The sequence below is a fragment of the Cupriavidus neocaledonicus genome (genome assembly GCF_000372525.1).
GTDB lineage: Bacteria > Pseudomonadota > Gammaproteobacteria > Burkholderiales > Burkholderiaceae > Cupriavidus > Cupriavidus neocaledonicus.
In genome coordinates, this window is sequence record NZ_AQUR01000090.1 from 1 (window position 1) to 19,857 (window position 19,857).

Below are 19,857 nucleotides of genomic sequence, written 5' to 3' on the forward strand. Positions count from 1 at the left end.
GAAGATCCCGCACGCGCCGCACCACCGTCTCATGGACCTGCCGACACTTCGATCCGCATTCCTCGCAGTACATTACCTTGCTGACCGGCTTCAGGTACAGCGCCAGCGTACGGCTTTCCCCTTCTGGCCATACCACCAGATCCAGCTTGTAGCCATCCCAGCAGCCCAACGCCTGCAGCGTCTTCCGATCCAGCATCCCGTTCCCTATGACCGTCTTAACGGCCATTAGGATACGGAATGTGGCAAATCAGGCCCCGGAATTCTTCGAAGAACCTTTTTTTATCGATCCCCGCACCGCCCACACTGCCCGCACCGCATGCCCGCGTCCAGGCTGAAGATCGCCACCTTCAACATCAACGGCATCCGCAGCCGCGTGGGTGCGCTGTGCCACTGGCTTGCGCGCGAAGCGCCGGACATCGTCTGCCTGCAGGAACTGAAAACCGCCGACGAGAGCTTTCCGGCGCGCGAAATTCGCGATGCCGGCTATGGCGCGATCTGGCATGGCCAGAAGTCCTGGAACGGCGTCGCCATCCTGGCGCGCGGCACGGAGCCGGTCGAAGTGCGCCGCGGCCTGCCCGGCGACCCCGACGACAGCCACAGCCGCTACCTGGAGGCGGCGGTGGCAGGGATGGTGATCGGCTGCCTCTACCTGCCGAACGGCAACCCGCAGCCGGGGCCCAAGTTCGACTACAAGCTGGCCTGGTTCGAGCGGCTGATCGCGCATGCGCAGGAACTGTTCGACAGCGGCCACCCGGTGGTGCTGGCCGGTGACTACAACGTGGTGCCGACCGACCAGGACATCTACAACCCACGCTCGTGGCGCAAGGATGCCCTGCTGCAGCCGGAGAGCCGCGAGGCGTACGCGCGCCTGCTGGCGCAGGGCTGGACCGACGCGCTGCGCCAGCGCCATCCCGATGCGCCGATCTACACTTTCTGGGACTACTTCCGCCGGCACTGGCAGACCAACTCCGGCCTGCGCATCGACCACCTGCTGCTGAGCGCCGAGCTGGCGCCACGCCTGCGCGACGCCGGCGTCGACCGCTGGGTGCGCGGCGAGGACCATCCCAGCGACCATGCGCCGGCGTGGGTGGTGCTCGGCCCGGCGGCGCGGCGCAAGCGGGCGGGCTAGCCCGCGGCCTCCGCCACCAGCTTGTCGCGGATAAAGCCCAGGAAGGCGCGCACGCCCTCCGGCAGCGTGCGGCCCGCCAGCGTCTGCAGCTCGATCGCCCGGCCGCGCATGCCGCGTTCGCGGATGCTCGCGGCATGCAACTCGCCGCGGCGCAAGCGGTCGCCCACGGTCACGCTGCCAGAGATCGACAGGCCGCCGCCGTGCAGCACAAAACTGGTCAGGGTCTCGAAGTGGTTGGTCACCAATACCGGCTCGAACACCATGCCGCGTTCGCCGCAGGCCAGGTCGAACAGCTGCCGCACGGTGTTGTCGCCCTCTGGCAGCGCCAGCGGATACGCCTGCATCTGCGCCAGCGTGACGCTGCGAAAGCGCGCCAGCGGATGGTCCGGGCGCATGATCGCGATCACCGGCGCGGCCTGCCGGTGCGCGATGCGGATGCCCTGCTCGGCGGCGCGGCTGTAGGTGATGCCGATATCCGCGTCGCCACGCAGCACGATCCCGGTCACATCCGCCGGCGGCGCCACGCGCACGTGGAACTGCAGGCCCGGATAGCGCCGGCGGAACTCGGCGATGATGCGCGGCAGGAACTCTATCGCAAACCCGGCGGAACTGGCCACCCGCACCCGGCCGCGGCGCAGGCCCTGCAGCGCGGCGATCTCGGACACCACGCGGTCGGCTTCCAGCGCGCCGCGCAGCGCGTAGGCGGCCAGCAGTTCGCCGGCGGCGCTGGCCACCATGCCGCGCGGGCGGCGGTCGAACAACGCACGCCGAGCAGGGCCTCGAGCGCGGCGACCTGCCGGCTCACAGCCGACACGGTCACGTTGAGCCGTTGCGCCGCCTCGGTCAGCGAGCCGCTTCGGACCACTTCCAGGAAATAGCGCAGCGAGGTGTCCTGCAGGCGATGCGACAACATGGGGGCGGGCTCCGTCCGGTTTGCGTTTTACGCAAGGATATTTGAAAAAATCGTCGATTGCGGGAAAGCACGGGTGACCCGTATGCTTTTCCCATACCTCACCGGAGACCCTGCGCCATGGCGCCTGCCCAGACCCCTGCCAGCTCGACCGATCCCATCACCGACCTCGATGCCGTCGCGCTGTCGCGCGCCATCCATGCGCGCGACGTGTCCTGCGTGGAAGTGCTCGATGCCTTCCTCGGCCAGATCGACCGCCACAACCCCCGCGTCAACGCCATCGTCGCCGCGGTGGACCGCGACACGCTGCGCTTGCAGGCGCGCGGGCTCGACCACGAACTGGCGCGCGGCGCCAGCCGCGGCCCGCTGCACGGCTTCCCGCAGGCGCCCAAGGACATCAGCCCGGCCGCTGGCATGGTCACCACCAAGGGCTCGCCGATCTTCGCGGGCCAGGTCAGCGACGCCGATGCCGTGATCTTCGAGCGCATGCGCGCCGGCGGCGCCGTCTTCATCGGGCGCACCAACTCGCCGGAATTCGGCCTCGGCGGCCACACCTACAACCCGGTCTACGGCACCACCCGCAACGCCTTCGATCCCACCCGCTCCGCCGGCGGCAGCAGCGGCGGCGCCGCGGTGGCGGTGGCGCTGCACATGCTGCCGGTGGCCGACGGCTCGGACATGATGGGCTCGTTGCGCACGCCGGCGGCGTTCAACCATGTCTATGGGCTGCGCACCTCGGTCGGCTGCGTGCCGCACGGCCCGGGCGACGAAGTGTTCTTCCAGCAGTTCAGCGTGGCCGGGCCGATGGCGCGCAATGTGCCGGACCTGGCATTGCTGCTGTCGGTGCAGGCCGGCTTCGATGCGCGCCTGCCGCTGACGCGCCGCGCCGAGGCGCCCGGCACCTTTGCGCTGCCGCCCGAACGCGACTGGACCGGCGTGCGCATCGGCTGGCTCGGCGACCTGGGCGGGTACCTGCCCACCGAAGCCGGCCTGCTCGACACCTGCGAGCAGGCCCTGGCGCACCTGCGCACGCTCGGTTGCGTCGTCGACGCGGCGCTGCCGGATTTCGACCTGGAACGCCTGTGGCGCGCCTGGATCGACCTGCGCAGCTTCGCCGTGGCGGGCGCCAACGCAGCGCTGTACCACGACCCGGCCAGGCGCGCGCTGCTCAAGCCCGAGGCGGTCTGGGAAATCGAACGCGGGCTGGCGCTGACGGGTACGCGCGTGTACGAGGCGATGGCCGAGCGCAGTGCGTGGTACCAGGCGCTGCGCGCGCTGTTCGAGCGCTTCGATTACCTGGTGCTGCCGGCCGCGCAGGTCTTCCCGTTCGACGCCAACTGGGATTGGCCGCACGCCATCGACGGCCGCGACATGGACACCTACCACCGCTGGATGCAGGCAGTGGTGCCGGCCACCATGGCCGGGCTGCCGGCGCTGGCCGCGCCCGCCGGGTTCGGCCCGCAGGGCCTGCCCGCCGGCCTCCAGATCATCGGCCCGGCGCAGGCCGACGCCGCGGTGCTGCAGCTCGGCCATGCCTACGACCAGGCCGGCGGCTTCTCGCGCGTGCGCAGCCCCTGGCTGGGCTGAGACCGGCTGCGCATCGATACCGACCCCCTTTTCTTCCTACCACTGCCGCAGGAGTGCCCACGATGACTGCAATGCCCCCGAAGCTGTTTCTCGCCTGCGCCACCGCCCTGGCCGCGGCGCTGACCACTGCGCCCGCCGCGCGGGCGCAAACGTGGCCGGAGCGCCCGCTGCGGCTGGTGGTGCCCTTCGCCGCCGGCGGCGCCACCGATGTGCTGGGCCGCCTGCTGGCGGTCGGGCTGGGCGAAAAGCTCGGCCAGTCGGTGGTGGTCGAGAACAAGCCCGGCGCCAGCACCGTGATCGGCGCCACCCAGGTGGCCAAGGCCGCGCCCGACGGCTACACGCTGCTGCTGGCGGCCAGCACCACGCTGACGCTGAACCCGGCGATCCGCCAGCACCTGGGCTACGACCCGATCAAGAGCTTTACCCCGCTCGGCCTGATCGCCGACATGAGCCTGGTGCTGGTGGCCAACCCCGACACGCAGATCGCCACGCTCAAGGACCTGGTGACGCAAGCCAAGGCCAACCCGGACAAATTCTCCTATGGCTCGTTCGGCGCCGGCTCGTCGGTGCATTTCGGCGCGGAGATGCTCAAGGCCGCCACCGGCATCCGCATGGTGCACGTACCGTTCAACGGCAGCGCTCCCAGCCTGACCGCGCTCACCGGCGGCCAGGTGCCGGTGGCGGTCGATACCGTGGTGGCAACGCTGCCGCTGATCAAGGGCGGCAAGATCCGGCCGGTGGCGGTGCTGTCGCCGCAACGCCTGCCGGCCTTGCCGCAGGTGCCGACCGTCGCCGAAAGCGGCTATCCCGGCTTCCAGATGGGCACCTGGTTCGCGCTGCTGGCACCCGCGGGGCTGCCCGCGCCGGTGCAGCAGAAGCTGGAAAAGGCGCTGGCCGACGTCGCCAACGCGCCGGCCACGAAGGCGCGCATGGTCGAGCTGGCGTTGACGCCGGCCTATGGCAACGGAGCGGCGGTGAAGGCGCGGGTGGAGAAGGAGCTGCCGGAGATGCGGGCGGTGGCGGCGCGGGCAGATATCCGCGCCGAATAGCGAGTGCGGCGCGCCACTCAGCGCCGCATGCCGTCCACATGCGCCGCGAAGCCAGCGGCTTGCGGCGCCACTTCCTCGCGCAGCGTAAGCTGCGGGATCAGGTAGTCGCCACCGTTCTGCCTTCGGAACGGAATCGGCGCGGTCGTCTCCAGTGCATCCAGCCGCTCGCCCAGTTCCTCGCGAATCTGCGCAAAGCGCGCCGCATCAACCTTGCCGGTCCGGTACACCAGGTACGGCGGCAGCACGTCAAACCCGGGGTAATGCAGGATGCCGTGGTGGATCGGGAACAGGATGTCGCCGATCGGGCCGTTGATGCCGCGCGCGCTGTAGTGCGACTCCCAGCCGCCGGCGGTGACGATCAGCATGGCGCGCTTGCCCGCGAGCGTGCCTTCGCCATAGCGGTCGCCCCAGCGCTGGTCCGAGTGCTCGCCCAGGCCGTAGGCGAAGCCATAGGCATAGACGCGCTCGACCCAGCCCTTCAGGATGGCGGGCATCGAGAACCACCACAGCGGGAACTGCAGGATCACGGTGTCGGCCCAGCGCAGCTTGTCCTGCTCGCGTGCGATGTCATCGCTCTGCAGCCCGTTGTCGAAGGCATGCTTCGAGTCCAGCGACGGGTGGAACGGCGCGTCGGCCTTGGGGACCTTCGAATCCGAGGCGTCCAGCTGCGGCTTCCATTGCATCGCGTACAGGTCCGAAACCTGGACTTCGTGGCCGGCGTCGCGCAAACGCTGCACGGCAAAGTCGCGGATGGCGCCGTTGAGCGAGCGCGGTTCGGGGTGGGCATAGACCAGCAGTACTTTCATGTCGGTGGCTTCACAAGTGTTGGTGAAGCCAGCATAGGCCGCGGTCCGGTATATTAGAAATGAATATCCGATATTTCAGGTATTGTCATGACTAATTCCGCGACCAGCCTCAGGCGGCTTGACCTGAACCTGCTGCTGACGCTCGACGTGCTGCTGTCCGAGCACAACGTCACGCGCGCAGCCGAGCGGCTGCATCTGTCGCAGCCCTCTGTCAGCGTCCACCTGGCCCGGCTGCGCGACCACTTCGGCGACCCGCTGCTGCTGCCGGGGCCGCGCGGCATGCGCCCTACCGCCAGGGCGGAGGCGCTGCGCGAGCCGTTGCGCGAAGCGCTGGCCGCGCTGGCGCAGGCTGTTTCCGCCGACACACCGTTCGACCCCGCCACGTCGACCCATACCTGGCGCGTGGCGGCGACCGACTATGGCGAATCGACCATCGTGCTGCCCGCGCTGCAGGGGCTGCGCAAGTCCGCGCCCGGCGCGCGCCTGGCCGTGGTCGAGATGGTGCCGGCGCGCATCGCCCGGCAGGCCGAGCGCGCCGAGCTGGACCTGGCCTTCCACACCACCGACGGCTCGCCGCCGGCGTTGCACCGGCGCGCACTGTTCACCGAGCGCTATGTGCTGGTCGGCCGCGCGGGCCATCCGCGGCTGAAGCGACGCCCCACGCTGGCGCAGTTCTGCGCGCTCGAGCACGTGATCGTGTCGCCGGACGGCGGCGGCTTCCACGGCGTCACCGACGAGGCGCTGGCCCGGGCCGGCATGCAGCGGCGCGTGGTGCTGTCGGTGCCGCACTTCCTGTTTGTCACGGCGGCGCTCGCCGCCACCGACCTGGTGGCGATGCTGCCCGAGCGGCTGGTGCGCGGCGCTCCGGCATTGCGCGCGGTGGCACCGCCGGTCGAAGTGCCGGGCTACGAGATGTCGATGCTGTGGCCCGAGCGCGTGCATCGCGATCCGGCGCACCGCTGGCTGCGTGAACACATCGCCACATCGGTATAAGCGTCGTTGCTGTCGCTGTTTTGCATACAAAACTGGAATACAATCAGCGCTTTCAACGTTGCGGCATGGCCAAGCCCGTGCCGCCCAGTTTTGGAGGAGATCATGACGTTTTCGGAAACCGGCCTGACGTCCCGCCACGTGGCCGCGCTTGCGCCGATCGAGGACTACCTGCATGGCCATATCACCGGCAAGGCCGAATTCATGTACAAGGCCTTCGCCGCCGACGCGCGCATCGTCTCGTTCCGCGACGGCAAGCTGCACTCGCTGACGGTCGAGGAATTCGCCACGGCGCGCTGTCCCGGCCATCCGGCCGCGGATGAGGCGCAGCGCAAGCGCTCGATCACGCAGTTCGACGTAGTCGGCAACGCCGGCGTGGCCAAGGTGGTGCTGGAATACCCGGGCGTGACCTTCACCGACTACATGACGCTGCTCGAGATCGACGGCGTCTGGAAGATCGTCAACAAGACCTTCAGCGCCGCGGCGCGCTGAGCGCGGGCTGCCGGTCTGCCGCGGTTCAGGCCGGCAACACCGCGGTCGCTTCGATCTCGAACAGCATGTTGTCCAGCGCCAGCCGCGGCACCGGGATCAGCGTGCAGGCCGGCGTCGGGCGGTCGCCCCACATCTCGCGCAGCGCCGCACCGAAGGTGCGCAGGCGGTCGTGCGAATGGTCCACCACCAGCACCGTAAGCTTGGCCACGTCGCCGACGTCGGCACCGGCCGCCTGCAGCGCAATGCGCAGGTTCTGCATGGCGCGCGCCACCTGGCGCGAAAAATCGAGCGGCAGGCACCCCGCCGCGTCCTCGCCACCCTGCCCCGAGACATAGACGATGCGGACCGGGCCTTCGACCAGGGCCACGTGCGAATAGCCGTTGGGGCGCGGGTCATACAGGCCATCGGGATTGAGCAGGCTCAGCGAGTCATTGGGGCGGGCGAAGGGCACGGCGGGCGCGACTGGCAAGGCGGGCATGGCGGACGAGCGCAGCGACGTGGGCGAGAACGGAAACATGGTCATCGGCTTGTGGAAGGCATCTCGGTCAGAGGAGCCGCCAGTATCAAACCTCAAGTTAGGTTAAGGTCAAGCGCGGCCATGGTGGTAGCATGGGCATTCCTGCGTTCCAACGTTGCAGCACTGCCTGCCCTTCGCCATGGCTTCCAAGCAACCGCCCGCCGCCCCGCGCCGGCGCCGGCCCCAGCCCGCGGAAGAACTGCTCTCCGTCGGTGAAGTCTCGGCGCGCACCGGCATTGCGGTGTCCGCCCTGCATTTCTATGAAGCCCGCGGCCTGATCGCCAGCACCCGCAGCGGCGGCAACCAGCGCCGCTATGCGCGCGCCGTGCTGCGGCGCCTGGCGGTGATTCGCGTGGCGCAGCGCATGGGGCTGCCGCTGGCGGTGATCGCCGACGCCATGCGCAAGCTGCCCGATGGCCGCGCGCCCACCGTGGCCGACTGGCGCAAGCTCTCCGCCAGCTGGCGCGACGATCTCGACGAACGGATCCGCACGCTGACGCAACTGCGCGACCAGCTCGACGGGTGCATCGGTTGTGGATGCCTGTCGCTGAAGGCGTGTCCGCTACGCAATCCGCAGGATGCGCTGGCGGGCGAAGGGCCGGGGCCGCATTTTGTGGAGTGAGACTGCGCGGCCGCAGCCGTGCCGGCTTACTTGAAGGTCTCGAGGTACGCCAGCAGATCGGTGATCTGCTGCTCGTCGCCCAGCCCCCAGAACCGCATCTTCGTGCCCGGCACCACCTTGCCGGGCGAGCGCACGAAGGCGCGCAGCGTGTCGTGCGACCACACCACCTTCGACGCGCGCATCGCGTCCGAGTACTGGAAATCCGTCGTGCTGCCGGCCCTGCGGCCGAAAATCCCGTTCAGTTGCGGACCAAAGCCCGCGCGCGCGTTGCGCCCGACGTGGTGGCACGAGGCGCAGCGCGTCGCAAACAACGCCTTGCCGGCCTGGAGATCGGCGGCGGCAGTGGCGGTGGCGGCGGTGGGAACGGCGGTGAAGGCGGTCAGTGCCAGCAGGGTAGCGGCGGTACGGCGCATTGGCAGCTCGGAAAGGTTAATGCCTGGACAACGGGTTGGGATGATACAGGGCAGCGCCCGCACGCCCCGCCGGGCGGCGTTACACCACGTCACACTTGCAACACTTCGCGCGCCCCATATTACAGCCCGTCCCCCTACAGTGAGCCCATGTCCAACGCCCCTAGGGAGGCAGCCATGAAACGAATCATCGCAATGGCGGTAGCAGGTGGTGCAATGCTGGTGGCCAGCGCGGGTGCGTACGCCGGTGTGAATATCGATATCGGCATCGGCGTGCCTGGCGTGGTGGTGGCGCAGCCGGCGCCGGTCTACCATCCGGCCCCGGTCTATGCGCCGGCGCCGGTGTATGCGCCGGCACCGGTAGCCTACGCGCCGCGCCCGGTCGTGGTAGCGCCGCGGCCCGTGGTGGTGGCGCCGGTGCCGGTGCGCTACGACGATGACCGCGGCTATCGGCGCGCCTACTATCGCGGCGATTACCGCGATGGCTACCGCGACGGCTACCACGACCACCGCCGCGAATGGCGCGGGCGCGAGTGGGCGCACCGCCATGGCGACCACGATGACCACGGCCGCGGCCGCCGCTGGGACTGAACGCCGCCACGGCACTGCGGGCGGACGCGCGGCCACCGGCTGACGCGCCCCTGCAAGGATTCGCCAGTCACGCTACCCTGTCGGCAACTTCCAATCCGGGCCGGGGCCATGGCCTCGCCCGTCCATGCCCAGGAGCAGCCATGCCACAACCCCTGAAGATCGACTTTGTCTCCGACATCGCCTGCCCCTGGTGCGCCATCGGCCTGTCATCGCTGCAGCTGGCGCTGGAGCGCGTGGGCGATGCGGTCGACGCCGAGATCGTGGTGCATCCGTTCGAGCTGAATCCCGGCATGCGCCCCGAAGGCGAGGCCATCGTCGACTATCTCGGCCGCAAGTACGGCCGCACGCCGGCGCAGATCGCCGAAACCCAGGCGATGATCCGCGCCCGCGGCGCCGCCGTGGGCTTCGCCTTTGGCCCGCGCACCCATGTCTACAACACCTTCGACGCCCACCGCCTGCTGCACTGGGCCGGGCTGGAAGGCAAGCAGCTGCCGCTGAAGCAGGCGCTGCTGCGCGCCTACCATGCGGACGGCAAGGATCCGAGCAACCATGACGTGCTGGTCGACGCGGCCGAGTCCGTCGGCCTCGATGCCGCCACGGCGCGCAAGGTGCTGGCGGGCGACGACTATGGCGAGGCGGTGCGCGCGCAAATCGAGGAATACCAGCGCATGGGCATCCACTCGGTGCCGTCTATCATCTTCAACGATCGCTACCTCGTGACCGGCGGCCAGCCGGTGGAGGCCTTCGAGCAGGCCATCCGGGAAATCGTTGCCGAGGCGCAGCAGGGGGGGAACGGTTGAGCAGCCACGCATCGGCAGGATAAAAAAAGCCCGCCCGGAACCCCGGGCGGGCCAGCACTGCCTCTCGCTCCCGATCTTTCAGCGCGCCGCGGGCTTCATCCCGACGGTGACGGCATCGGCCGCGCGCGGCGCGCGCCGGGCCAGCCCCAGCACCACCTGCCACGCGAACGACACCGCCCCCACGATAAACACCACGTCGCCGATGGTGCGCACCCAGCGCAGCGTCTGCAGCATGGGCTGCTGCATGAAGGCTTCGCTGCGCGCATACCAGGTCCCATGCTCGACGCTGGCCAGGAACTGGATGATGCCGATCGGCAGCAGGCTGGTGCCGATCATCAGCACCAGGCCAAGGTTCAGGCCCCAGAACGCGGTGTTCATCAGCGCCGGGCTGAGCCGGCAGGCCGGGCGCACGTAGCGCAGCACCAGCAGCGTGAAGCCCAGCGCCAGGAAGCCGTAGACGCCGAACAGCGCGGCATGGGCATGGACCGGCGTGGTGTTCTGACCCTGGATGTAGTACAGCGCGATCGGCGGGTTGATCATGAAGCCGAACACGCCCGCGCCCAGCATGTTCCAGAACGCCACCGCGACAAAGCACATCAGCGGCCACTTCAGGTCGGACATCCACGGCGCGCGCCGCTGCAGGCTCCAGTTTTCCCAGGCTTCATGGCCCAGCACGATCAGCGGCACCACTTCGAGCGCGCTGAAGGCGGCGCCCACCGCCATCACCGGCGTGGTGGTGCCGGCAAAGTACAGGTGGTGGAAGGCGCCGGGAATCCCGCCCAGCATGAACAGCGAGGCCGACGCGAGGCTCGCCGCCGTGGCCATCGGGCGCGACACCAGGCCCAGCGTGGAGAAGATGAAGGCCAGCGCCGTGGTGGCGAAGACCTCGAAAAAGCCCTCCACCCACAGGTGCACCACCCACCAGCGCCAGTACTCCATCACCGTCAGGCTGGTGCGCTCGCCGTAGGCCAGGCCGGCGCCGTAGAACAGGCCGATCGCCACCACCGACGAGGTCAGCAGCGCCAGCAGGTTGCGGTCCGTGCCGCGCGCGCGCAGCGCCGGCAGGATGCCGCGCATCATCAGCACCAGCCAGATCAGGATGCCGGCGAACTTGCCGATCTGCCACAGCCGGCCCAGGTCGACATACTCATAGCCCTGGTGGCCCAGCCAGAAGTTCAGGGGCGGCGGCAGCTGCTGCGCGATCGCCAGGTAGTTGCCGGTGAACGAGCCCGCCACCACGACCACCAGCGCCCAGAACAGGACATCGACACCCAGGCGCTGGAACTTCGGGTCCTTGCCGCCGTTGATCAGCGGCGCCAGGAACAGGCCCGCGGCGAGGAAGCCGGTGGCGATCCAGAACAGCGCGCTCTGGATATGCCAGGTGCGCACCAGCGCGTACGGGAACCACTGCGACACGTCGATGCCGTAGAACTTCTGGCCTTCGACGGTGTAGTGCGCGGTGAAGCCACCCAGCAACACCTGGAACACGAACAGCGCCACCACCAGGAACAGGTACTTGCCCAGCGCGCGTTGCGACGGGGTCAGCGCCACCGACAGCAGCGGGTCGCGCGCCGGCGCCTGCGGCGGTGCTTCTTCCTTGCCGCGCAGGAAGGCCCACGCCCACACCAGGAAGCCGACGCCGGCGAGCAGCACCACCACGCTGATCACCGACCACACCACGTTTTCGCTGGTGGGCTGGTTGCCGATCAGCGGCTCGTGCGGCCAGTTGTTGGTGTAGGTGGCCTCATGGCCCGGGCGCGCGGTCGCTGCGGCCCACGCGGTCCAGAAGAAGAAGTGCGTCAGCTGCTGGCGGCGCGCGGCGCTCGGCAGCGTGTTCTCCTTCATGGCATAGTGCTCGCGCGTGGTGTGCAGCGCCGGCGCATCGGAGAACAGCTGGTCGTAGTAGGCGGCGGTGTCGGCGATGGCCTGCGCGCGGCGCGTCGACACGGTCAGCACGTTGCTGTCCGGATCGGCGGCATTGCCGCGGTACTCGGTGCGCAGTTGCTCGCGCAGGGCGGCCTGCGCCGGTGGGTCGAGCCGGGCGAAGGCGCGGCCGTGGCCATCTTGCGCGGCCAGCTCCAGCCACGCGGTCAGTTCGCGGTGCAGCCAGTCGGCGGTCCAGTCGGGCGCCTGGTAGGCGCCGTGGCCCCAGATCGAGCCGAGCTGCATGCCGCCGACGGACTGCCATGCGGTCTGGCCGTCGAGGATGTCGTCGCCGCTGAACAGCGTGCGGCCCTCGGCCGTGACCACCTTGGCCGGAATGGGCGGGGCCTGCCGGTACACCTCGACGCCGTAGTAGCCGAGCAGGGAGAACGTGACCGCCAGCACGGCGATCAGCAGGAACCAGAGTTTGCGGTAGGGACCCATGATGCGAAGTCGTTGAGGGTGGTGTCGGGCGGGCTCAGGCGTGCGCCGGGCAGCCGCAGCCGCTGGCCTGCGCCGGTGCCGGCGCGGTCGCGCAAGCGGTGGCCGCCGCGCCTTCGAACAGCACGTTGTTCTCCAGGTGGATGTGTTCCATCAGGTCTTCGCGCAGCGTGCGCAGGCCCAGGTAGAGCGCGCGCCAGGTATTGCAGGCCGCGCGCGGCAGCGTGATGTCGTCGGTCAGCTCGGCCAGCCGCTGCAGGGCCACGCCGTGGTCGTCGTGCTCGGCGCGCATCACCGCGATCGGGCGGCTCGCGGCGGCATGCAGGCCGCGCAGCAGCATCGGGAACAGCACCTGCTCTTCCTTCTGCATGTGCGATTCCAGCTCGCCCAGCATCTCGCTCAGGTGGTCGGCCAGGCCCAGCGGGCAGTCGGGCCGGTCGCCGTGGACCTGCTCGACCCGCCGTGCCAGGCGGATCAGCTCCGGCAACTGCTCGCGATGGCGGGCGTGGAAGCGCGCCAGGATATGGTCGATCAGCGCCGGCGTTGCGGCCACGTTCCAGTCCTGCGCCGACGGATCGGCCTCGTCCCGCAGCGCCCGCAGCTGCGCGGCGATGGCGGCCACGGCGGCGGCATCGAGTCCCTTCTGCTGCGCGGCGTCGCGCAGGGTCTGCCTGCCGCCGCAGCAGAAGTCCAGCCCGTGGTCGTGGAAGATGCGGGTGGCACCGGGTATCTGGCGGGCCAGCTGGCCCAGCGAATGGTCTTGCAACGTCATGGCGGTTTCTCCGTGTGGATGTGATGACCGCCAGACCTACGCGAGCAGCGTGCCAGTAAAAAACCGCGTCAAATCAAGGTCTTGGAATTGCCAGGGTATTTACTACCCTATACTTGCCACGGTACTAATTACCCTTTACGGTGTTTTCCACCATGCTTCCAGCCGCCATGTATGCCGACCTGCTGGCCGACCTCGTCATCGACTTGCCGCACGCGGTGCGCCTGCAGCGGCTGGTCAGCGCGTTGCGCACGCATTTCCGCTGCGGCGCGGTGGCGCTGCTGCGGCTGGAGCAAGACCACCTGCGTCCGTTGGCGGTCGACGGCCTGGTGCGCGACGCGCTGGGCCGGCGCTTCGCGGTCGGCCTGCATCCCCGCCTGGCCGCCATCCTCGCGCGCCGCGGCGTGACCTGCTTCCATCACGACAGCATGCTGCCGGACCCGTACGATGGCCTGATCGACGAGCATGTGAGCGAGCCGCTGCCGGTGCATGACTGCATGGGCACCCGACTGGAAGTGGAAGGACAGCCGTGGGGCGTGCTGACGCTGGATGCGCTCACGGTCGGTACCTTCGACGGCGCGGCCCAGGCCGAGCTGCAGCGGCTGACGGTGATCGTGGAGGCGGCCATCCGCACCACCCGGCTGGAGGGCGAGATTCGCGCGCTGCAGCTGGCGCGCGGCACGCCCGATGCCGATGAAGGCGCGGCCCCGCACGACATCGGCGCCGAGATCATCGGCCAGAGCGAGGCCATCGCCAACCTGCTGCATGAACTGGAAGTGGTGGCCGACACCGACCTGCCGGTGCTGCTGCTGGGCGAGACCGGCGTCGGCAAGGAGTTGTTCGCGCACCGGCTGCACCGCCAGTCGCGTCGGCGCGCGCAGCCGCTGGTGCATGTCAACTGCGCCGCGCTGCCCGAGTCGCTGGCCGAGAGCGAGCTGTTCGGTCACGCGCGCGGCGCCTTTTCCGGCGCCACCGGCGAGCGCCCCGGTCGCTTCGAGGCCGCCGACGGCGGCACCCTGTTCCTGGACGAGGTGGGGGAGCTGCCGCTGGCGATCCAGGCCAAGCTGCTGCGCACGCTGCAGAACGGCGAGATCCAGCGGCTGGGCTCGGACCGCCCGCGCCGCGTCAACGTGCGCGTGATCGCCGCGACCAACCGCAACCTGCGCGAGCATGTGCGCGACGGCTCGTTCCGCGCCGACCTGTACCACCGCCTGTCGGTCTACCCGATCCCGATCCCGCCGCTGCGCGAGCGTGGCAACGACGTGCTGCTGCTGGCGGGGCGCTTCCTCGAGCTGAACCGCGCCCGCCTGGGCCTGCGCAGCCTGCGGCTGTCGGGCGGCGCGCAAGAGGCGCTGCGGCACTACCGCTGGCCTGGCAACGTGCGCGAGCTGGAACACGTGATCAGCCGCGCCGCGCTGCGCGCGGTCAGCCGCGGCGCGGGCCGCAATGACATCGTCACGCTGGCGCCGGAACTGCTCGACCTCGACGGCCTGGAGCTGCCGCCGGCGCCGCCGGAGGGCACCGGCGCGGCCAGGCCGCCCGCCACGCCGGCGTTACCTGCTGGCATCGCGCTGCGCGATGCCGTCGAGCAAACCCAGCGGGCCTGCATCGCGCAGGCGTTGAAGGACCACGGCGGCAACTGGGCGCAGGCGGCGCGCCAGCTCGGCATCGACGCCAGCAACCTGCACAAGCTGGCCAGGCGGCTGGGATGCAAGTGAAGAGAACGGGGACCGGGTCCGCGAGCCGCGGCATGGCAAGTCGCGCCATTACCGCATAAGCTGATCCGGATGCCCACACCGGGCGCCATCGCCGTGTGCAGCAATTGCCGCCCACTGTGCGCACCGCCCGCCACTGGAGATTCCCGTGATGATGACCGCAACGCAAATCTACTGGCCGCCCGGGTTCTGGCCTTTCCCCACCGTCTTCTCCGGCGCGCAGCAGCTCGGCGCCATGCAGGCCGACCTGGCCGGGACCTGGCGCCGCATGGCCGAACTCAACCTGGACTTCACCCGCACGCTGTTCGAAAACTTCCAGTTCGACGCCATGGGCACGATGATGGAGCCGGACCCCGAAGCCCGCTACGCGCGCGAGATCGCCAGCGAGCTGCCGCTGCTCGGCGGTCCGCTGCATTACACCTCGGCCATGCTGGAGCTGTTTGCCCGTGCCCAGCAGAAGTGGATCGACGGCTGGGGCCACCTGCTGACGCGCGGCATGGGATTCGAATGGCCGGGCCTGCAGCCGGACGTTGTCGACATTCCCTTTTGGCTGGTGCGGGAAACCCCGGCACAGACCTGACCAGGTCCGGTCCCGCCACGGCGCAATGAACCGGCGGCGGCCGCGCGGCCGCTGTTGCATCGGCGCACCCGCTGCCAGGCCAGCGATGACGCCCGGTATCATGCTGGCTGACGAGATCGCGGAGCGCACGCAACCGGCGTGCGCCTGGCCGGGCGGCGGCACCAATGCCCGGGTCTCGAAGACGCGCGCCGCCTTCAATGCCCTCATATTCGCTGGTTCTACTGCTTACCGTCGCCGTGGTTGCCTGCATCGGCATGGCCATCGCCACCTGGCCGCGGCGCGACGACCCCACCGTGCAGGCCTTCCTGGTGCTGGCCGCCGGCGCCGCCACCTGGAGCGGCGGCCGCCTGCTCGAGATCAGCTCGACCGACCTCGAGGGGCGCATCCTGTGGGCCAAGATCCAGTACCTCGGCATCGTCGCGGTGCCGATCGGCTGGCTGGTGGCGATGGTGCACCTGAGCCGCCCGCGCTACGTGGTGCCCTGGTCGCGGCTGTGGCTGCCGGTGCTGGCGGCGGTGGTCACCGTGGTGATGGTCTTTACCAACGAGCGCCACGGCCTGGTGTGGCCGCGCATCACGGTGCTGCCGCCCGGCGTGCTGCCCGGCGCGGTGTTCGACCATGGCATCGGCTACGCCGTGGTGGCGGCGTGGTCGTACCTGCTGCTGGCGCTGAGCCTGTATTTCCTGGTCACGGCCGAGGTGCCCAACGGTGCCTTGTCGCGCCGCGGGCGCGCCATTCTGGCCGGGGGCCTGGCCCTGCCGCTGGTGGCCAATGTCGCCTATCTCAACCGCTGGACCGGGCCGCTGGGCGGCGACCTGACCCCGGCGACGTTTTCGCTGATGGCGGCGCTGGTATGGTTCTGCGCGCTGCGCACGCACCTGGACGATATCGGCCACTACGCGCGGCTGCGCGTATTCGACGCGCTCGGCGAGGGCTGCGTCATCGTCGACAGCCACGGCACCATCGTCGAATTCAATCCCGCCGCGGCGCAGCTATGGCCCGCGCTGCGCCGCGGCGAGCCGCTGCCCGCCGGCTGGGACACCGCGCTGCGGCCACCGGCCGAGCGCCCGGCCGACGGCGCGGCCACGCCTTTCGTGCCGCCGGGCGCGCCGTTCGAGCTGACCGGGGAACGCGTCGCCCGGCTGGACGGCAGGCAGATCGGCAGCCTGCTGTTCCTGCGCGACATCAGCCGCTTCCAGTCGCGCGAGCTGGCGCTGAGCGCGCGGCTGGGCCAGACCGAGGAACAGCTGTGGCAGGTGCAGGCGGACCTGGACATCGACGCGCTGACCGGCATCCGCAACCGCCGCTACTTCCAGCGCGAATCGATCGCCGCCGTGACGCGCGCGTGCGAGCGCGGCCAGCCGCTGGGGCTGCTGATCCTGGACGTGGACCAGTTCAAGCAATACAACGACCTGCATGGCCACATGGCCGGCGACGATTGCCTGCGGCAAATCGCGGGTGCCCTCAGCGGCGTGCTGCGCGGCGAGCAGTTCTGCGCGCGCCTGGGCGGCGAGGAATTCGCCGCGGTGCTGCCCGGCGCGAGCCGGGACGAGACCCGCGAGCTCGGGCGCCGCATGGTGGCCGCGGTGCGCGAGCTCGGCATCACGCACCACGGCACGCCGGTGCAGCCGGTGGTGACCATCAGCGTGGGCGCGGTCTGGAGCGTGCCCGAAGCGCCCCGGCTGGAACCGCTGCTGCACCGTGCCGACAGCGCGATGTACCGGGCCAAGCGCGCCGGCCGCAACCGCTTCATGCTGGACGGCGACGCCTGAGCCGCGCTCAGGACGCGGCCCCGGCCCGTGCCGCGGCGGCGCCGTGCAGCGCCACCAGCCGCGCCGCGGCCTGGCTGACCCACGCGGGCCGCGGTGCGGCATCGAGCCAGTACTTGACCTCCAGCCCGATCGCGGTATCGCCGCTGATGACCAGCCGGCGCTGGAAGAACAGCGTGTCGGTGTCGGCCTCGCCGCCCAGCAGGCGCAGGTAGTCCACCGTGCAGGCACGCAGCGTCAGCGCGGGCTCGACGTCGGCGGTGCCGGCGCGGAAGCGCCCGCCTTCGCAACGGAACGGCACGGCCAGCTCCAGGTCCTGCACCGTCAGCAGGAAGGCATGTCCATCCAGCGCCGCGGGCGGCTCCAGCCAGCCCGCGCGCCGCGCCAGCTCCAGCGCGCCCACCAGCGGCAATGCCCGCGCACGGGCCGGCAGGCGCCGGTGCACGCCGGTCATCAGCTTGTGCAGCGCGCTCATGCCGTGGCCTCCCAGGCGATGCCGGCGCGGCCGTGCCAGTAGCCGTTGCAAGGTTCGGCACCGGCCGGCGTGATGCCACTGGGGGCGGGCGCGCGCTGCCCGGCGCGGATCGCCGCCAGCTGCTGCACCACCGCGAGCGTGCCGGACGAATGCGGGCTGACGCGCAGCATCCCCACGCCCAGGCGCGCCATCTCGGGCGCCTCGACGCACAGGTCCAGGCAGGTGGCGCTCTGCGTCTGCACCCCGTTCAGCGTGAAGAACGCCTGCCCGTCGCCGGTCGCGGCGACCAGGCCATCGGGATAGTCCATGCAGCGGAATTCGCAGCTGTCCTTGCGCAGGCGATGGTGGCGCGCGGTAAAGCAGCGCGCCGAGAATGCCAGCGGCAGCCGCCCCCAGACAAAGGCCTCCAGCTGCATGCCGGCGGGCCGCGCCGCCGCCAGGGCGGCCAGCGTGGCGCCGTCCATTTCCACCGGCGCGACACAGCCCACCGCTCCCAGGCCGGCGAGCCATGCCAGCGTATCGGCATGGTAGGCGTTGAGATGCGGGCCGCCGACGAAGGGCCGCCCGCCCATGCAGCGCACCGCGCCGGGATCGTTGGCCTCGACCAGGTAGTCGTGCTGGGCGCAGACGCGCCGCATCCAGGCGATATCGGTATCGGACTCGACCAGCACCGGCGTCGACAGCACCACCTCCTTGCCGGCATCGCGCAGCATCTGCGCAATCTCCAGCCATTGCGCATGGCGCATGTCATGGCGGCGCGTGCAGACGGTTTCGCCCAGGTAGACGCGGTCGACCGGCGCATCGGCGACGGACGCGTAGAACTGCATCACGGCCTCGCGCGGCCAGTAGTAGAGCAGCGGGCCCAGGGCGATGCCGAAGCCGGGCAGCGCGGCGGCGTGCGGCATTGTGGCCGCGGCGGTGTGTGGCATGGAAAGCTCCATCGTGGCCGGCAGTTCCGGGCGATCCGGATACAGGCAGGTGGCGGTCATGGCGTCAGCGCCAGGGGCGGTCATAGGCGCCCTGCGTGACCTGGTCGCCTTCGGCATGGCGGCCCAGCGTGCCCTGCCATTCCTGGCGCGGCACGAAGCGGGCCGGATCGGCGCAGGCGGCGTCGATCGCCGCGCGCAGCACGCCGACCACATCGCCGACATAGCGCGGGCTGCGCTGGCGCCCTTCGATCTTGATCGCGGCGATGCCCATGCCGATCAGCGCCGGCAGCAGCGACAGCGCATTCAGGCTGGTCGGCTCCTCCAGCACGTAGCCGCGCTCGCCCTCGACCTCGAAGCGGCCCTTGCACAGCGTCGGATAGCCGGCCGGCTCGCCGGGCGCATAGCTGTCGATCAGGATGCCCGACAGCCGCGCCTGCATGGTGCCGTCGTGCTCGGTCCAGCGCACCGCATGCGCGGGCGAGCACACCCCCTTGTTGTTGGGTGAATCGCCGGTGGCATACGACGACAGCAGGCAACGCCCCTCGGCCATCACGCACAGGCTGCCGAAGCCAAACACCTCCAGCTCGACGCTGGTCTGGCGCGCCAGCTTGCCGATCTGCGCCAGCGACAGCACCCGCGGCAGCACCACGCGGCGGATATTGAAGCGCTCGCGCATCAGTTCGATGGCATCGGCATGCGTGGCCGAGCCCTGCACCGACAGGTGCAGCCGCAAATCCGGATGGCGCGCGCAGGCATAGCCCATCAGGCCCGCGTCGGCCATGATCACGGCATCGGCGCCAAGGTCAGCCGCCGCATCGACGGCGCGGTGCCACTGCGCCACCGCGCCCATCTGCGCAAAGGTGTTGATGGCGAACAGCACCTCGGCGCCGCGCGCATGGGCCTCGGCCACGCCGGTGCGGATGTCGGCCTCGGTAAAGTTCAGGCCGCCGAAATTGCGCGCGTTGGTGGCATCGCGCAGGCCCAGGTAGACCGCGTCGGCGCCGTGCTGCAAGGCCACGCGCAGCGCCGCTAGCGAGCCGGCGGGCGCAACCAGCTGCGGGCGGCGCGGCGCGCACGCGGCGGCCGACGGGGCGTCCGATGAGGCGTCGGATCGGGCGGGGGTGGAACTGGTCATCGGTGATGGCGCCGGCGGCGGCGCGGGGGAAGAAGACAGCGGCCGATGCTAGCCAAGCGCCCGCGCCCGGGGCTTGACCCTGCGCAAACCCACGCCAACGGCACCCCAGCCGTCGACGGGCTATGCCGGTCGGCATAGGCCGATGGCAGGCCAGCCTGCCAGGCTTGACCTGCGGCAAACGCGGGCCCGCGACGCTGTGCCACCCTTCTCGCGTCATC

The 19,857-nt window shown here is 70.2% G+C and carries 19 protein-coding genes and 2 pseudogenes; 11 read left to right on the plus strand and 10 right to left on the minus strand.

The window, feature by feature from the left end:
- Positions 1 to 196, minus strand: a pseudogene (locus tag A3AG_RS0111320) (ISL3 family transposase); the annotation flags it as partial.
- 120 nt (positions 197 to 316) lie between these two features.
- Between A3AG_RS0111320 and xth the strand changes: the two are divergent.
- On the plus strand, positions 317 to 1,129 hold the full coding sequence (gene xth / locus A3AG_RS0111325; protein ID WP_018005506.1) for an exodeoxyribonuclease III: 813 nt from the start codon (positions 317 to 319) through the stop codon (positions 1,127 to 1,129).
- On the opposite strand, the pseudogene A3AG_RS31580 reads toward xth, so the two are convergent.
- A pseudogene (locus A3AG_RS31580) lies at positions 1,126 to 2,042 on the minus strand (LysR family transcriptional regulator). The gene xth and the pseudogene A3AG_RS31580 overlap by 4 nt on opposite strands.
- Before the next feature lie 117 nt (positions 2,043 to 2,159).
- Between A3AG_RS31580 and A3AG_RS0111335 the strand changes: the two are divergent.
- Positions 2,160 to 3,626, plus strand: coding sequence for an amidase (locus tag A3AG_RS0111335; protein ID WP_018005507.1), 1,467 nt, complete (start codon positions 2,160 to 2,162; stop codon positions 3,624 to 3,626).
- A 62-nt stretch (positions 3,627 to 3,688) separates the two neighbouring features.
- Entirely contained in the window at positions 3,689 to 4,675 is a 987-nt protein-coding gene (locus A3AG_RS0111340) for a Bug family tripartite tricarboxylate transporter substrate binding protein (RefSeq protein ID WP_018005508.1), read from the plus strand.
- 17 nt (positions 4,676 to 4,692) lie between these two features.
- On the opposite strand, the gene A3AG_RS0111345 is transcribed toward A3AG_RS0111340, so the two are convergent.
- On the minus strand, positions 4,693 to 5,481 hold the full coding sequence (locus A3AG_RS0111345; RefSeq protein ID WP_018005509.1) for an NAD(P)H-dependent oxidoreductase: 789 nt from the start codon (positions 5,479 to 5,481) through the stop codon (positions 4,693 to 4,695).
- 87 nt (positions 5,482 to 5,568) lie between these two features.
- On the opposite strand from A3AG_RS0111345, the gene A3AG_RS0111350 reads away from it, so the two are divergent.
- Positions 5,569 to 6,474: a LysR family transcriptional regulator gene (locus tag A3AG_RS0111350; RefSeq protein ID WP_018005510.1), complete on the plus strand. Its 906-nt coding sequence runs from the start codon at positions 5,569 to 5,571 to the stop codon at positions 6,472 to 6,474.
- Positions 6,475 to 6,576: 102 nt separating this feature from the next.
- Positions 6,577 to 6,963 (plus strand): nuclear transport factor 2 family protein, encoded by a 387-nt coding sequence (locus A3AG_RS0111355; protein ID WP_018005511.1) that lies wholly within the window; start codon positions 6,577 to 6,579, stop codon positions 6,961 to 6,963.
- Between the two features lie 25 nt (positions 6,964 to 6,988).
- On the opposite strand, the gene A3AG_RS0111360 is transcribed toward A3AG_RS0111355, so the two are convergent.
- Positions 6,989 to 7,441: a RidA family protein gene (locus A3AG_RS0111360; protein ID WP_051073510.1), complete on the minus strand. Its 453-nt coding sequence runs from the start codon at positions 7,439 to 7,441 to the stop codon at positions 6,989 to 6,991.
- Positions 7,442 to 7,619: 178 nt separating this feature from the next.
- Between A3AG_RS0111360 and soxR the strand changes: the two genes are divergently transcribed.
- Positions 7,620 to 8,102, plus strand: coding sequence for a redox-sensitive transcriptional activator SoxR (gene soxR, locus A3AG_RS0111365; protein ID WP_020384450.1), 483 nt, complete (start codon positions 7,620 to 7,622; stop codon positions 8,100 to 8,102).
- 26 nt (positions 8,103 to 8,128) lie between these two features.
- Here the strand turns inward: soxR and A3AG_RS0111370 are convergent, their stop codons facing one another.
- Positions 8,129 to 8,515 carry a c-type cytochrome gene (locus tag A3AG_RS0111370; protein WP_018005514.1) on the minus strand — a complete coding sequence of 129 codons (387 nt, stop codon included), beginning with the start codon at positions 8,513 to 8,515 and terminating at the stop codon, positions 8,129 to 8,131.
- 174 nt (positions 8,516 to 8,689) lie between these two features.
- Here A3AG_RS0111370 and A3AG_RS0111375 point away from each other — a divergent pair, with 174 nt between their 5' ends.
- Both A3AG_RS0111375 and A3AG_RS0111380 read left to right on the plus strand, forming a co-directional pair.
- A complete protein-coding gene (locus tag A3AG_RS0111375) occupies positions 8,690 to 9,103 on the plus strand; it encodes a hypothetical protein (protein ID WP_026164112.1) in 414 nt (137 codons plus the stop codon).
- A gap of 140 nt (positions 9,104 to 9,243) precedes the next feature.
- Entirely contained in the window at positions 9,244 to 9,903 is a 660-nt protein-coding gene (locus A3AG_RS0111380) for a DsbA family oxidoreductase (protein WP_018005516.1), read from the plus strand.
- 78 nt (positions 9,904 to 9,981) lie between these two features.
- Here the strand turns inward: A3AG_RS0111380 and A3AG_RS0111385 are convergent, their stop codons facing one another.
- Together A3AG_RS0111385 and ytfE are read right to left on the minus strand one after the other, a co-directional pair.
- On the minus strand, positions 9,982 to 12,270 hold the full coding sequence (locus tag A3AG_RS0111385; RefSeq protein WP_018005517.1) for a nitric-oxide reductase large subunit: 2,289 nt from the start codon (positions 12,268 to 12,270) through the stop codon (positions 9,982 to 9,984).
- Positions 12,271 to 12,304: 34 nt separating this feature from the next.
- Positions 12,305 to 13,039, minus strand: coding sequence for an iron-sulfur cluster repair protein YtfE (ytfE, locus tag A3AG_RS0111390; protein ID WP_018005518.1), 735 nt, complete (start codon positions 13,037 to 13,039; stop codon positions 12,305 to 12,307).
- A 152-nt stretch (positions 13,040 to 13,191) separates the two neighbouring features.
- Between ytfE and norR the strand changes: the two genes are divergently transcribed.
- The 3 genes from norR (at position 13,192) to A3AG_RS0111405 (ending at position 17,103) form a co-directional block, all read left to right on the plus strand.
- Entirely contained in the window at positions 13,192 to 14,754 is a 1,563-nt protein-coding gene (gene norR / locus A3AG_RS0111395) for a nitric oxide reductase transcriptional regulator NorR (protein ID WP_026164113.1), read from the plus strand.
- A 148-nt stretch (positions 14,755 to 14,902) separates the two neighbouring features.
- Entirely contained in the window at positions 14,903 to 15,331 is a 429-nt protein-coding gene (locus A3AG_RS0111400; RefSeq protein ID WP_018005520.1) for a polyhydroxyalkanoate granule-associated phasin, read from the plus strand.
- A 197-nt stretch (positions 15,332 to 15,528) separates the two neighbouring features.
- Positions 15,529 to 17,103 (plus strand): histidine kinase N-terminal 7TM domain-containing protein, encoded by a 1,575-nt coding sequence (locus A3AG_RS0111405; protein WP_018005521.1) that lies wholly within the window; start codon positions 15,529 to 15,531, stop codon positions 17,101 to 17,103.
- Positions 17,104 to 17,110: 7 nt separating this feature from the next.
- Here A3AG_RS0111405 and ubiT read toward each other — a convergent pair whose 3' ends face one another.
- The 3 genes from ubiT to ubiU form a co-directional block, all read right to left on the minus strand.
- Positions 17,111 to 17,575 (minus strand): ubiquinone anaerobic biosynthesis accessory factor UbiT, encoded by a 465-nt coding sequence (gene ubiT / locus A3AG_RS0111410; RefSeq protein ID WP_018005522.1) that lies wholly within the window; start codon positions 17,573 to 17,575, stop codon positions 17,111 to 17,113.
- Positions 17,572 to 18,504 carry a U32 family peptidase gene (locus A3AG_RS0111415; RefSeq protein WP_026164114.1) on the minus strand — a complete coding sequence of 311 codons (933 nt, stop codon included), beginning with the start codon at positions 18,502 to 18,504 and terminating at the stop codon, positions 17,572 to 17,574. Before A3AG_RS0111415 ends, ubiT begins: the two co-directional genes overlap by 4 nt.
- Before the next feature lie 64 nt (positions 18,505 to 18,568).
- Complete coding sequence (gene ubiU, locus A3AG_RS0111420) at positions 18,569 to 19,639, minus strand: ubiquinone anaerobic biosynthesis protein UbiU (protein WP_018005524.1); 1,071 nt, start codon at positions 19,637 to 19,639, stop codon at positions 18,569 to 18,571.
- Positions 19,640 to 19,857: the final 218 nt, after the last annotated feature.